Origin of the sequence: Streptomyces sp. NPDC127197, assembly GCF_042672405.1 — a bacterium.
In the GTDB taxonomy this organism is placed as follows: Bacteria; Actinomycetota; Actinomycetes; order Streptomycetales; family Streptomycetaceae; genus Streptomyces; species Streptomyces flavusporus.
In genome coordinates this window covers 71,088-83,116 of the sequence record NZ_JBHXVG010000005.1, presented here as the reverse complement: position 1 = coordinate 83,116, position 12,029 = coordinate 71,088, and the positions used below count along the sequence as shown (strand labels likewise).

Here is a 12,029-nt window from a genome sequence, read left to right as displayed (position 1 = left end):
ATGCAGTTCGGACGCACCTACGAGGAGTTCGAGGTCGGAGCGACGTACAAGCACTGGCCGGGCAAGACGGTCACCGAGTACGACGACCACCTGTTCTGTCTCCTCACCATGAACCACCACCCGCTCCACATGGACACCAACTATGCGGAGAAGACGACGGACTTCGGCAAGAACGTCGTCGTCGGGAACTACATCTACTCGCTGCTGCTCGGCATGTCCGTCCCGGACATCTCCGGCAAGGCGATCGCCAACCTGGAGATCGAGTCGCTCAAGCACGTGGCGCCGACCTTCCACGGCGACACGATCTACGGCCAGACGACCGTGCTCGACAAGTGGCCGTCGAAGTCGAAGAACGACCGGGGCATCGTCCACGTCGAGACCAAGGGCTACAAGCAGGACGGCACGCTGGTCTGCGTGTTCCGCCGCAAGGTGATGGTCCCCACCGAGACGTACATCAAGGAGCGCGGCGGCGAGCAGCCGGGCCGCCCCGAGCTCAAGGAACAGGGGAAGTAGCAATGGCGCGACTCGCCCAGACCGCCGGTCTGACCGACATCCAGCAGGAGATCCTCTCCACCGTCCGCGACTTCGTGGACAAGGAGATCATCCCGGTCGCGACCGAGCTGGAGCACCGCGACGAGTATCCGCAGCAGATCGTCGACGGCCTCAAGGAGTTGGGCCTGTTCGGCCTGATGATCCCCGAGGAGTACGGGGGTCTGGGCGAGTCGCTCCTGACGTACGCCCTCTGCGTCGAGGAGATCGCCCGCGGCTGGATGTCGGTCTCCGGCATCATCAACACCCACTTCATCGTGGCGTACATGCTCAAGCAGCACGGCACGCAGGAGCAGAAGGACCACTTCCTGCCGAGGATGGCGGCCGGTGACATCCGTGGCGCCTTCTCGATGTCGGAACCGGGCCTGGGCTCCGATGTTTCGGCGATCACGTCGAAGGCGGTCAAGGACGGCGACGAGTACGTCCTGAACGGTCAGAAGATGTGGCTGACGAACGGCGGTACGTCCTCCCTCGTCGCCGTCCTCGTCCGGAGTGACGAAGGACACCCCGAGGGCACCGCGCCCCACAAGTCGATGACGACCTTCCTGGTGGAGAAGGAGCCCGGCTTCGGTGAGGTCCGCCCCGGCCTCACCATCCCGGGCAAGATCGACAAGATGGGGTACAAGGGCGTCGACACCACCGAGCTGATCATGGACGGCCTGCGCGTTCCGGCCGATCGGGTGCTCGGCGGCGTCACCGGCCGAGGTTTTTACCAAATGATGGACGGGGTCGAGGTCGGTCGCGTCAACGTTGCGGCACGTGGCTGCGGCGTCGCTCAGCGTGCCTTCGAGCTGGGTGTCCAGTACGCCCAGCAGCGTCACACTTTCGGCAAGCCGATCGCCCAGCACCAGGCCATCCAGTTCAAGCTCGCCGAGATGGCCACCAAGGTCGAGGCGGCCCATGCCATGATGGTGAATGCTGCACGCAAAAAGGACTCCGGGGAGCGAAACGACCTCGAGGCCGGGATGGCGAAGTACCTCGCCTCCGAGTACTGCAAGGAGGTCGTGGAGGACGCCTTCCGGATCCACGGCGGCTACGGCTTCTCGAAGGAGTACGAGATCGAGCGCCTCTACCGCGAGGCCCCGATGCTGCTGATCGGTGAAGGTACCGCCGAGATCCAGAAAATGATCATCGGCCGCAGGCTGCTCGAAGAGTATCGATTCCAGGGCTGAATGTCCGGAAACGGGGTGTTTTATTCGAGAAGAAGATCACACCCCGTAGGCACTCCCCGGCTACCGACTCGGCTTCCTGGCTTACCCAGTTACGGCCCTTAGCCGCTACGATCGCGAGAAAGCCGCCGTCCCCCGTTCAGAGCGCGGCATCATCCGCTACGAAGGTCATCCATGCCCCACAGCCAAACCTCTGCACCACGCGACAGCCTGGTCGGCACACGCCTCGCGCGCGGAGCATCGCCGTGGCTCCTCCCGACCGTCGCCACCGCAGCCCTCAGCCTGGCCCGCGCACGCCGCTCCGGTGCCGCCAAGGCCGTCGCCGTCCCCGCCACCGCGCTCGCGGCGGGGATGCTGTGGTTCTTCCGCGACCCCGAGCGCGAGATCACCCAGGGCCGGGTGATCTCGCCCGCCGACGGCGTGGTGCAGAGCATCATGCCGTGGAAGGACGGACGTACCCGCGTCGCGATCTTCATGAGCCCGCTCAACGTGCACGTCAACCGCGCTCCGCTGGCCGGCACCGTGACGTCGGTCGAGCACGTCCCGGGCGGATTCGTTCCTGCTTTCAACAAGGAGAGCGAGAACAACGAGCGGGTCGTCTGGCACTTCGACACCGAGCTCGGTGACATCGAGATGATCCAGATCGCCGGCGCGGTCGCCCGCCGTATCGTCCCCTACATCCCGCAGGGCACCAAGGTCGAGCAGGGCGAGCGGATCGGTCTGATCCGCTTCGGCTCGCGCGTCGACCTGTACCTGCCCGAGGGCGTCGAGGTCGCGGTCGAGGTCGGCCAGAAGACCATGGCTGGGGTGACTCGCATTGACCGTGATTGACCCTGATACGCAGTCGGGCTGGGTCCCGGAGGCGGCGGAGGACGACGAAGAGGAGGAGATGCCCCTCTCTCTTCGCCTCTCGATAGCGGACACCCTCACACTCGGCAACGCCACGTGCGGCTTCATGGCGGTGTACTTCACCACCACCGGCATCCTGATCCCGCACCTCACCGGCAGCCAGGAGACCGGCATGGCCCGCCACAGCGCGGCCACGGCGGTCATCCTCATGCTCTGCGCGGCGGTCTTCGACCTGTTCGACGGCCTGGTGGCACGCAAGCTGCGCTCCTCCCCCATGGGCGCGGAGCTGGACAACCTCTCGGACCTGATCAGCTTCGGCCTGGCCCCCGCGTACTTCGTCCTCGTCTACGGCATGGTCGCGGACGACGCGCACCAGCGGGTGGCCGCGGTCGGGGCGATCGTCGTACTCCTGGCCGTGGTGCTGAGGCTCGCGAGATTCTCCTGTGTGACGCCGACGAACGGCATGTTCCAGGGCATGCCCAGCCCGTTCGGTGCACTGACGGTCGTCGCGATCGTGCTGCTGGAGCTGCCCTTCGTGGCGACCCTGCTGGCGATCCTGGGGACCGCGTGGCTGATGGTGAGCCGGGTCGAGTACCCGAAGCCGCGGGGCCGCCTCGCCGGTGCGATGCTCGGCTGGATCGTGGTGAGCATGGGCCTGCTGGTCGCCTGGGCCTTCGGCGCCCCCAGCGGCCAGCTCCTTCTCCAGACGGGCTGCGCGCTGCAGCTGGTCATGGGCGCGGTGATCCCGCTGTTCGCCACGGCCCGCCGGGTGAACAACTTCCGCGACAACCGACGCGAGGCGCGGGCGGCGCAGCTGCCGTAGCGCTGGCGCTTGGCTTGGGCCCCGGACCTTGGGTTCGGGGCCCTTCGCTTTTTTTGGGGCCCGGCGTCGGTGTGGACGCCGCTGGGGGCTCCGCCCCCAGACCCCCGGCCTTCGCCCACCCACCACCCGACTCGGTCGGACGAGAGGCGGGGGTCCAGGGCGGAGCCCCTGGCGGGGTCCGAGGGGCGCAGCCCCGGCGGGGTCCGAGGGGCGCAGCCCCTGGGGATGGGAATGGGTAAGGGCGGCGGGGGCGAGAAAAGTCCCGCCTCAGCCCAAGTAGTCCCGCGCGATCCGCTCCGCCACCCGCTCCAGGATCGGCCCCGCCTCCGCGATGCACTTCGCCACGTCCGGCTCGACCTCCGTCAGCGGGTACGCCCGCCGGATCCCGGCCCGGCCCAGCGCCTGAGGCGGCAGCGCGAGGCGCCCGCACACCGCGACGACCTCCTTGCCCGCGGCCCGCGCAGCAGCCGCGACCCCCGCCGGAGCCTTGCCGTGCAGGGTCTGCTCGTCCAGCGAGCCCTCACCGGTGATCACCAGATCGGCCCGGGACAGTGCGGGGGCGAAGCCCAGGACGTCGAGCATCACCTCGATACCGGGACGGAACCGGGCCCCGATGATCAGCGCCCCGTACCCGATCCCACCCGCCGCGCCGGCGCCCGGCGACGCGGCGTACTCCCCGGCCTTCGGCCCGATGGCCTCCTCCAGCACCTTCGCGAAGTGCGCAAGCGCCGCGTCCAGCGCCGCCACGTCGTCCGGCGAGGCCCCCTTCTGCGGCCCGTACACCGCCGGCGCCCCCTTCGGCCCGGTCAGCGGGTTGTCGACGTCGCTGGCGAGGACGAACTCGACGTCCGCCAGCCGCGGGTCGAGGCCCGACAGATCGGCGGACGCGAGCGCGCCAAGCCCTCCGCCGCCCGGCGTCACCGGCTCCCCCTCCGCCGTCAGGAACCGCGCCCCCAGCGCGGCCAGCATCCCCGCCCCGCCGTCCGTCGTCGCGCTCCCCCCGACCCCGAACACGATCGTCCGCGCCCCCGCGTCGAGCGCGGCCCGCAGCAACTCCCCCGACCCGTAGGTGGACGCCGTGAGCGGCGCGAAGACCCCGGCCGGCAGCCGCTGCAGCCCGCTCGCCTCGGCCATCTCCACGACGGCAGTGTCGCCGCGCAGCGCAAAGGCGGCGGTCACCTCGTCGCCGAGGGGCCCCGCAACCCGTACCGCACGCCGCTCGAACCCGGCCGCGACCGCCGCGGCCACGGTTCCGTCGCCGCCGTCGGCCACCGGGAGCGCCTCCACGTCGACGTCCGGTACCACGCGGCGCAGTCCGGCTGTCACCCGCTCGGCGACCTCCACGGCCGTCAGCGACCCCTTGAACTTGTCCGCGGCGATGAGCACCCGACGGGCACCGTCCACAGCGTCAGCCACCTTGTCTTCCCCTTGCTCTCCGGGCCCCGCGCATGTCAGGGCCAGTCGCGCCGCTGTGACCCTAACCGCAGGACAGCCCTGCCGTCATGCCCCTGCCCGGACCGTGGAACACCGACCGTGGAACACCCCGGAATGCCCCTGAGAACCGCCTGTGACGACCGCCGGAATCGGGTAAACCGTTCCTATGACCCCTGTGGGCACCGAGTCAGAGCTCGCCGACCGCATCCTCGGGGGCTGGCTGGGCCGGATCGCCGGGAACATGCTGGGCAAACCGGTCGAGCAGGGCGACCTGTGGACGCGCGACCGCATCGACCGCTACCTGCGCCAGGCCTCCGCCCTGCCCCTCACCGACTACCTCCCCGAGCCGCCCCCCGACGGCGACAGCCCTCAGCTGCGCCCGGAGTGGCGCCAGTGCGTCCGCGGCCGCATCCACGGCAGCTGCCGCGACGACGACGTCGACTACGCCGTCCTCGGCCTGGACCTGCTGGAAACCCACGGCTTCGACTTCAGCACCGAGCAGGTCGGCGACCTGTGGCTGCTGCGGCTGCCGTACCTGCAGACGTTCACGGCGGAGCGGGCGGCCTACCGCAACCTCGCCAACGGACTCAAGCCGCCGCTCACGGCGACGTACGACAACCCGTACCAGGAGTGGATCGGCGCCCTGATCCGCGCCGACATCTACGGCTGGACCTGCCCGGGCGCCCCGTCCCGCGCCGCCTCGCTGGCCCGCCGGGACGCGGTGCTGTCGCACACCGGCAACGGCGTGTACGGGGCGATGTGGGCGGCCGCTCTGATCTCGGCCGCGTTCACGGCGCCCACCGTCCGGCACGCCGTGGACCAGGCGCTGACCGTCGTCCCGGCGAGCAGCCGACTGGCCCGCACGGTGCGCCGCGTCGCCTCGCTCCACGAGACCCGTATGACCTGGGAGGACACGCTGACGACGCTGACCGAGGAGACCGCCGGGCTCGGCTGGATCCACGCCGTCCCGAACGCGGCGGTGCTCACCGCGGGGCTGCTGTACGGCGACGGCGACTTCACCCGCACCATCACGCTCACCGTCCGCGGCGGCCTGGACACCGACTCCAACGGCGCCACGGCCGGTTCGGTGGCCGGTGTCCTGACCGGTGCGGAGGCGATCCCGGCCCAGTGGAAGGACCCGCTGGAGGACACGGTGCGCAGCGCGGTGTTCGGCTTCGACGGGGTACGGATCAGCGAGCTGGCGGAGCGGACCCTGCGACTGGCCCGGACGGAGGCCGACCACGCCGACCAGTAGGGCAGGCAGGCCCTGAGCCCGCCCTGGTTACCCTTCCTGGATGACCACTGCTGACTTCGCCACGTACATCGCGGGCCTGCCCCGCGTCCTCGCCGGTGCCGCCGCGCTCTTCCGTGACACCGAGGGCCGGGTGCTGCTCGTCGAGCCCAACTACCGTGACGGCTGGGCGCTTCCGGGCGGCACGATCGAGTCCGACGACGGCGAGACCCCGCGCCAGGGCGCGCGCCGGGAGACCGCCGAGGAGATCGGCCTGGACCGGGAGCTCGGGCGGCTGCTCGCCGTGGACTGGGTGCACGGGACGGCCCGGCCGCCACTGGTGGCATATCTGTACGACGGCGGGGTGCTCGGCGAGGAGGACCTCAAGGCGATCCGGTTGCAGGAGGAGGAACTGCTGTCCTGGCGACTCGTACCCCGCGAGGACCTCACCGACTTCCTGCCCGGCGCCCTGGGCCGCCGCGTGCTGACCGCACTCGACGTCCTCGCGGACGGTTCGGGAACGGCCGAGCTGGAGAACGGCCACCGCGTGCTCTGACCGGGCGGGGCGGCCGGGCGGGGAGTCAGCCCTCCACGTCCCGAGGCTTGGCATCCACCTCACGCAACGCCTCGTCACGCTCGGCGACCCGGGCCTCCGTACGGTGCCCACGCTCGACGTAGTCGCGCAGCACGAGCTCGACGGCGTCCTGGGGATTACCGACACCGGCAAGCACCATGGCTTCCACGACGAGTTCGGCGTCAAGCGCGACATTGACCTTGGCCATGCGCGGACCATAACACCAGCGCCCCGCCGGGACTCGATTATTCGTTCGCCGCCCCGGCCCCGTCTCGGAACAGCGCACCCGGGAGCAGCCGTGACACGGACACATCCGAACGACTGACGGCCCACCGGGTGACGTCCACCCGTACAGCGCCACATCGCCACGCCGGCGGCTCCGGCCGACGGATCCCTGATACTGCAGCGCTTCACAAACGGCACGATCGCAGATCCTTGTCAACACGGCCGAGCAGCCGGAACGACCACGGCAGGCAGGGTCGGTCGCGCGCCGCGATAAAGGAATTCCATGAGACAGTCCCGAATCGCGGCATGTACCTCCGCCCTCCTCTTCGCCGCTGCCTGCACCGTCGCCGGGCCCACAGCCGGGCCCACGACGGCCCGAGCGGCGCCGCACACGGCAGCCACGGACTATGTGGCCCTGGGGGACTCGTACTCCGCCGGCGTCGGAGCCGGCGACTACCTCTCCTCCAGCGCCGACTGCCAACGCAGCGGCAGGTCCTATGCCGCCCTGTGGACTGCAGCCCACGCACCCTCGTCCTTCAGCTTCACCGCGTGCAACGGCGCCCGGACCAGCGACGTCATGGCACTCCAGCTCGGTCCGCTCACACCGCGTACCGACCTGGTCAGCATCACCGTCGGCGGCAGCGACGCGGGCTTCGGAACCGTCATGACGACGTGCGTACTGCGCGGCACCACCACCTGCCTGTCCGCCCTCGCCGACGCACGCGCCACCATGGACGGCCCCCTTCCGGGCAACCTCGACCGCCTGTACTCAGCCATCACCAGGAGAGCACCCGCCGCCCACGTCGTGGTCCTCGGCTATCCGCGCCTGTACCAACTCCACGGCACCTGCCGGGCAGGCTTCCCGGACACGGTGCGCTCCGCCCTCAACGACGCCGCGGACCACCTCAACCGCGTGATCGCCAAACGCGCCGCCGATCACGGGTTCACGTTCGCCGACGTCCGTACCGCCTTCACCGGCCACGAAATCTGCTCGCCCAACCCGTGGCTGCGCAGCATCCACTTGCTGGCACCCACCGAGTCCTACCACCCCACGGCATCCGGCCAGTCCCTCGGCTACCTCCCCGTCCTGGCCGCCGTAGCCCGAGGCACCACCCAGGAGGGGCGGTGACGGGACCGCGCGCTCGACCGCTCCCCCAGGCCGATACAACCTGTTCACGCTACTACACATCTGCCCGGGTGCGCCGGATATCGGTTCGCCCCGAGCGGGCAGGCGCCCTACTCTCGGCTCATGAACAGGCCCCTCGTCGCCATCCTCAGTGGCGCAGGCATCTCCACCGATTCCGGAATCCCTGATTATCGCGGGCCGAACGGGCTGTGGCGGCGGGATCCCGAGGCCGAGAAGCTTGTGACGTACGAGTACTACATGGGCGATCCGGAGATCCGCCGCCGCTCGTGGCAGATGCGGCGGAAGAACCGGACGCTCAAGGCCGAGCCGAACGCGGCGCACCGGGCGGTGGCGGAGCTGGAGCGGTCCGGGGTGCCGGTGCGGGTGATCACGCAGAACGTGGACGGGCTGCATCAGCTGGCCGGGATGCCCGCCCGCAAGGTGCTGGAGCTGCACGGCACCGCGCGCAGTGTCGTGTGCACCAAGTGCCACACCAGGGGACCGATGGAGGACGCCCTCGCCCGGGTCGAGGCCGGTGAGGACGACCCGCCGTGCCTGGAGTGCGGCGGGATCCTGAAGTCGGCGACGGTGATGTTCGGCGAGCGGCTCGACCCGGTGGTGCTGGGCGAGGCCGTCGCGATCACCAAGGCGTGCCAGGTGTTCATCGCCGTCGGCACCAGTCTCCAGGTACAGCCCGCCGCCGGCCTCGCGGGGGTCGCCGCCGACCACGGCGCCCGGCTGATCATCGTCAACGCCGAGCCGACGCCGTACGACGAACGCGCGGACGAAGTCATTCGACAGCCCATTGGTGCGGCCCTGCCCGCACTGCTGGGCCGACTGAGCGCTGACAGCGAGTAGAACTGACAGGCGAAACCCCAACACTCGATGACGGCGCGACGCGCGAGGCCGGCTCGCCCCGGCAGAAGGGCGATCTCCCCGTACCACCCGCCCCAATGCCATGATCGTCCTACCGTCCGAGGACGGAACGGATGTCCAGTAAGAGGGGGAACGGGGTTGTCTTTCGAAGAGGAGTGGGCCCAGTTGAAGGCCGACGCCCTGGCGCGGCGGTCGACACGTATGCAGATCAATCAGCTTCCGGCAGATGCGAGCGGGGCGCAGGCACACCGGCCGCCGGAAGTCTGGTCGCCAAGACCGACTCGATCAACGGCAACGCGAATCTGCTGATCGAGATAGCGGGCTTCCTCCACGAGGGGCGGCCGGACGCCGAACTCACCACCATGGCACGGGATCCCCGTGCGCACGAGGACGTGGCCAAGCAGGTGACGCGGTTCGCTCGATTCGCCGATGACCAGTACCTGGATGCGGTCGCTCTGTTCGCGGCACTCTCCACCCGTCTGCGAACCGCCGGCAGCGACTTCGTGAAGGTTGATGGCGACACCGCACAGCGCTTCCTCGACAACGTGCTGCGCTACGGCCAGTACGTCGCCCCGGAGGCACGATGAGCAGCGGCATCAGCCACCGCAAGGACGTCGAGTTCCTGGAGAGTTGCAGCCCTCCACTCGTCGAGCGCAACGCGGACGAGTTCAAGCGCCTGCACGACATGCTCGTTGCGGTCGAACCATCCGCCGAGCGGGCCGATAAGCACACCCAGTGGAAGAGCGACGGCAGTCAGCACTACGAGGCCCGACTCACCGAAGCCCGCAAACTCATCGCGCAGATCGCCGACGGCTACAACAAGGCCGCTACTGCCCTGCGCGACTACGCGTTCGCCCTGGAGGTCGCAAAGGCCCACTACTCCAACGGCAAGGCGAACGAGCAGGCCCTTGCGAATCTGATCCACACCAAGGGCACGGCGATCACCCGTGAAGCCCAGGAGCCGAGCCGATGCGCCAGTGGGAGGACATGCGGGACACCACAGGCGTCATGGACTTCTTCGCCGAACTCACCATGGACGTCGACGACATCCGCGACGACGCGAACCGGCTGCACGACGCTGCCGGCGGCGATTTCCACCTGGCCAAGACTACCGAGCAAGAGGCACGTGAGCTCTGCGTCCACCAGCTCAAGCAGGCGTACGACTTGTTGCCGGACTTCCGCATGGGCTTCATCGACCGCGTCGACATCGTCTCGGCGATCGCTGAGCTGCGGCGGGAGGCGGCCGAGGCGAGTACGAACCCGCTGACGCGGCTGCCCGGCAGCGGCCCCAAGCAGGACTACTTCCCCATCGCCGGAAACGACATCGTCTCCCCGACCCTGCGCGATATCCAACTCCAGGTCGCCAGCCTGTCCGGAGCGAAGGACAGTTACTGGAGTCCGCCCTCCAACGCTCGGGAGCGCGCCGACTGGATCGCGGCGAACAAGGAGGTCATCACGGCTGCGGCACGCAACTCGGGATTGCCGCCGGACATGGTCGCCGGTATCGCCTGGCAGGAGATCGGCGGACAGCCCGGCATCCTCGACGACATGACCGACACCATCCGCGAACAGGCCGACTCCCCGCTCAGCCCGATCGCCCCCGAGAGCCTGCCGTGGCGCCTCGGCGGCGACCCCGACAACACATCCATGGGGCCCATCGCCATCCAGGTTCGACGCGGCGCGGAAGTCCTCGGCTATGACCCCGACCATCTCACCGATCAGCAACGCGGCACAGTGGAGGAAGCTCTGCAGGACCCCGCACAGAACATCTTCATCGCCTCCGAGTACCTGGCCCAGCTCAAGGCGGAGAGCGAATTCGCCGACGTGCCGGCGGAGGAGATGACACCGGCCCAGTATCAGGAGCTCGCCGCACGATACAACGGCGGTCCGTACTGGCAGACCGACGACGCCCAAGCGTATGGGCGTGGCTTTACGAACAACCTGGACGACGCAAGGAACGCACTGCGCTGATGACCAGCCCTTCCCACGTGGACGACGACCGTGGCTGCCTCCGCCTGGTCCTCGTCGTACCACTCGCTCTGCTGACCCTCATCGCTGGGTACTTCTGCTGGACGGCACTGACCATCCGTCCGTCCGGCTCCTGGGACGACGACGCGTACGCCGGCATCGTTCTGTCGTGCGTTCTCACCATCGGGGCCGCCGGTGCCGCAGGAGCGTTGTGGCTGCTTCCGTCGGTGCGACGGGTCATGGCCTGGTGGTGGGTGGCCCCAGCTCTGTTGTTGGGAGTGGTCGCGGCGGTGCGATGGGTTGTGGTCGGTTAGCCGGCTGCCGCCATCGCAGCGTTCACCTGCAGATCTGCTCCTCCCGCAGCTGCTGCGGACGCTCCCGTCCCTGCACAGTGCTCGTGTTACATCCGCCCATGCCTTGCGACTCCGGAATCCCGGACTACCGCGGGCCGAACGGGTTGTGGCGGCGAGATCCGGGGGCCGAGAAGCTCGTGACGTACGAGTACTACATGGGCGATCCGGAGATCCGCCGCCGCTCGTGGCAGATGCGGCGGAAGAACCGGACACTGCGGGCCGAGCCGAACGCCGCGCACCGGGCGGCGGCGTGTACGCGGTGCCTGCCACCTGCGCCTGTTTTCGCGTGGCGGGCGGACCTCAACTCTTGACGGCCTCTGCGATCTGTTGGGCGGCCTGGGCGGGTGTGAGGTGCGTGGTGTCGATGACCTCGGCCTCGAGGTGCAGCCACGTGCGGGCCGCCTCGGCGTAGGGCTCGAGGTATTTGAGGCGGAACGGGGAGTTGGGGCCAAGGACAGTGTCGCCCGCGATGCGCCCGCGCAGGGTGTCCTGGTCGGCGTGAAGGACGAAGTGCCGTACCGGGATGGCATGTTGGGCGAGACCGGAGCTGATCTCGCGCCAGTACTCCTCGACCAGGACAGTCATGGGCATCACCAGAATGCCGCCGGTGTAGTCGAGTACGCGGCGGGCGGTCTCGACGACGAGCTGCCGCCACGGCGGCCAGTGCTGGAAGTTGTCCGTCGCGGGCAGCCCCGGCGTGATGTCCATGAGTGTCTCGCCGACCTTCTCGGCGTCGAACACCCGTGAATCCGGGAGCAGTTGCTGCACAAGTGGGCTGGTCGTCGTCTTGCCTGCGCCGTGGGTGCCGTTGAGCCATACGATCATGGGACCCGACCCTAGTGCTTTGACCGC

At 69.2% G+C, this 12,029-nt stretch carries 15 protein-coding genes and 1 pseudogene; 12 read left to right on the top strand and 4 right to left on the bottom strand.

From position 1 onward, the window contains the following. The 4 genes from ACFVJQ_RS09935 to pssA all read left to right on the top strand — a co-directional run bounded on the left by ACFVJQ_RS09935 (position 1) and on the right by pssA (position 3,390). Entirely contained in the window at positions 1 to 513 is a 513-nt protein-coding gene (locus ACFVJQ_RS09935; protein WP_224737430.1) for a MaoC family dehydratase, read from the top strand. Between the two features lie 2 nt (positions 514 to 515). Continuing rightward, positions 516 to 1,721 (top strand): acyl-CoA dehydrogenase family protein, encoded by a 1,206-nt coding sequence (locus ACFVJQ_RS09930; RefSeq protein ID WP_385514280.1) that lies wholly within the window; start codon positions 516 to 518, stop codon positions 1,719 to 1,721. A 171-nt stretch (positions 1,722 to 1,892) separates the two neighbouring features. Continuing rightward, positions 1,893 to 2,549 carry a phosphatidylserine decarboxylase gene (locus ACFVJQ_RS09925; protein WP_385514281.1) on the top strand — a complete coding sequence of 219 codons (657 nt, stop codon included), beginning with the start codon at positions 1,893 to 1,895 and terminating at the stop codon, positions 2,547 to 2,549. Then, positions 2,536 to 3,390, top strand: coding sequence for a CDP-diacylglycerol--serine O-phosphatidyltransferase (pssA, locus tag ACFVJQ_RS09920; RefSeq protein WP_224737433.1), 855 nt, complete (start codon positions 2,536 to 2,538; stop codon positions 3,388 to 3,390). The genes ACFVJQ_RS09925 and pssA overlap by 14 nt, the downstream gene beginning before the upstream one ends. Before the next feature lie 267 nt (positions 3,391 to 3,657). Here the strand turns inward: pssA and ACFVJQ_RS09915 are convergent, their stop codons facing one another. Then, entirely contained in the window at positions 3,658 to 4,794 is a 1,137-nt protein-coding gene (locus ACFVJQ_RS09915; protein WP_385782818.1) for a glycerate kinase, read from the bottom strand. Between the two features lie 196 nt (positions 4,795 to 4,990). Here ACFVJQ_RS09915 and ACFVJQ_RS09910 point away from each other — a divergent pair, with 196 nt between their 5' ends. Then, positions 4,991 to 6,079, top strand: a complete 1,089-nt coding sequence (locus ACFVJQ_RS09910) for an ADP-ribosylglycohydrolase family protein (protein WP_385782371.1) — start codon at positions 4,991 to 4,993, stop codon at positions 6,077 to 6,079. 40 nt (positions 6,080 to 6,119) lie between these two features. Further along, positions 6,120 to 6,611, top strand: coding sequence for an NUDIX domain-containing protein (locus ACFVJQ_RS09905; protein ID WP_385782369.1), 492 nt, complete (start codon positions 6,120 to 6,122; stop codon positions 6,609 to 6,611). A gap of 25 nt (positions 6,612 to 6,636) precedes the next feature. Here the strand turns inward: ACFVJQ_RS09905 and ACFVJQ_RS09900 are convergent, their stop codons facing one another. Continuing rightward, a complete protein-coding gene (locus tag ACFVJQ_RS09900; RefSeq protein ID WP_385514284.1) occupies positions 6,637 to 6,837 on the bottom strand; it encodes a type II toxin-antitoxin system VapB family antitoxin in 201 nt (66 codons plus the stop codon). A 300-nt stretch (positions 6,838 to 7,137) separates the two neighbouring features. Here ACFVJQ_RS09900 and ACFVJQ_RS09895 point away from each other — a divergent pair, with 300 nt between their 5' ends. The 3 genes from ACFVJQ_RS09895 (at position 7,138) to ACFVJQ_RS09885 (ending at position 9,443) form a co-directional block, all read left to right on the top strand. Continuing rightward, positions 7,138 to 7,983 carry an SGNH/GDSL hydrolase family protein gene (locus tag ACFVJQ_RS09895; protein ID WP_385782367.1) on the top strand — a complete coding sequence of 282 codons (846 nt, stop codon included), beginning with the start codon at positions 7,138 to 7,140 and terminating at the stop codon, positions 7,981 to 7,983. 120 nt (positions 7,984 to 8,103) lie between these two features. After that, a complete protein-coding gene (locus tag ACFVJQ_RS09890; RefSeq protein WP_385782364.1) occupies positions 8,104 to 8,838 on the top strand; it encodes an NAD-dependent deacetylase in 735 nt (244 codons plus the stop codon). Between the two features lie 173 nt (positions 8,839 to 9,011). Beyond that, positions 9,012 to 9,443, top strand: coding sequence for a hypothetical protein (locus ACFVJQ_RS09885; protein ID WP_385782362.1), 432 nt, complete (start codon positions 9,012 to 9,014; stop codon positions 9,441 to 9,443). On the opposite strand, the gene ACFVJQ_RS09880 is transcribed toward ACFVJQ_RS09885, so the two are convergent. Then, positions 9,410 to 9,781: a hypothetical protein gene (locus ACFVJQ_RS09880; protein ID WP_385782359.1), complete on the bottom strand. Its 372-nt coding sequence runs from the start codon at positions 9,779 to 9,781 to the stop codon at positions 9,410 to 9,412. The two genes, ACFVJQ_RS09885 and ACFVJQ_RS09880, sit on opposite strands and share 34 nt — an antisense overlap. 44 nt (positions 9,782 to 9,825) lie before the next feature. Between ACFVJQ_RS09880 and ACFVJQ_RS09875 the strand changes: the two genes are divergently transcribed. The 3 genes and pseudogenes from ACFVJQ_RS09875 to ACFVJQ_RS09865 form a co-directional block, all read left to right on the top strand. Beyond that, a complete protein-coding gene (locus ACFVJQ_RS09875) occupies positions 9,826 to 10,827 on the top strand; it encodes a hypothetical protein (protein ID WP_385782356.1) in 1,002 nt (333 codons plus the stop codon). Continuing rightward, positions 10,827 to 11,138: a hypothetical protein gene (locus tag ACFVJQ_RS09870; RefSeq protein ID WP_385514289.1), complete on the top strand. Its 312-nt coding sequence runs from the start codon at positions 10,827 to 10,829 to the stop codon at positions 11,136 to 11,138. The genes ACFVJQ_RS09875 and ACFVJQ_RS09870 overlap by 1 nt, the downstream gene beginning before the upstream one ends. A gap of 98 nt (positions 11,139 to 11,236) precedes the next feature. Then, positions 11,237 to 11,428 (top strand): annotated as a pseudogene (locus ACFVJQ_RS09865) (Sir2 family NAD-dependent protein deacetylase); the annotation flags it as partial. A gap of 49 nt (positions 11,429 to 11,477) precedes the next feature. Here ACFVJQ_RS09865 and ACFVJQ_RS09860 read toward each other — a convergent pair. Beyond that, positions 11,478 to 12,002: an ATP-binding protein gene (locus ACFVJQ_RS09860; RefSeq protein WP_385782353.1), complete on the bottom strand. Its 525-nt coding sequence runs from the start codon at positions 12,000 to 12,002 to the stop codon at positions 11,478 to 11,480. Positions 12,003 to 12,029: the final 27 nt, after the last annotated feature.

Coding starts and splice junctions, on each gene's coding strand:
- ACFVJQ_RS09935 (WP_224737430.1), top strand. CDS start 1: ATGCAGTTCGGACGCACCTACGAGGAGTTCGAGGTCGGAGCGACGTAC.
- ACFVJQ_RS09930 (WP_385514280.1), top strand. CDS start 516: ATGGCGCGACTCGCCCAGACCGCCGGTCTGACCGACATCCAGCAGGAG.
- ACFVJQ_RS09925 (WP_385514281.1), top strand. CDS start 1,893: ATGCCCCACAGCCAAACCTCTGCACCACGCGACAGCCTGGTCGGCACA.
- ACFVJQ_RS09910 (WP_385782371.1), top strand. CDS start 4,991: ATGACCCCTGTGGGCACCGAGTCAGAGCTCGCCGACCGCATCCTCGGG.
- ACFVJQ_RS09905 (WP_385782369.1), top strand. CDS start 6,120: ATGACCACTGCTGACTTCGCCACGTACATCGCGGGCCTGCCCCGCGTC.
- ACFVJQ_RS09900 (WP_385514284.1), bottom strand. CDS start 6,837: ATGGCCAAGGTCAATGTCGCGCTTGACGCCGAACTCGTCGTGGAAGCC.
- ACFVJQ_RS09895 (WP_385782367.1), top strand. CDS start 7,138: ATGAGACAGTCCCGAATCGCGGCATGTACCTCCGCCCTCCTCTTCGCC.
- ACFVJQ_RS09890 (WP_385782364.1), top strand. CDS start 8,104: ATGAACAGGCCCCTCGTCGCCATCCTCAGTGGCGCAGGCATCTCCACC.
- ACFVJQ_RS09875 (WP_385782356.1), top strand. CDS start 9,826: ATGCGCCAGTGGGAGGACATGCGGGACACCACAGGCGTCATGGACTTC.
- ACFVJQ_RS09870 (WP_385514289.1), top strand. CDS start 10,827: ATGACCAGCCCTTCCCACGTGGACGACGACCGTGGCTGCCTCCGCCTG.
- ACFVJQ_RS09860 (WP_385782353.1), bottom strand. CDS start 12,002: ATGATCGTATGGCTCAACGGCACCCACGGCGCAGGCAAGACGACGACC.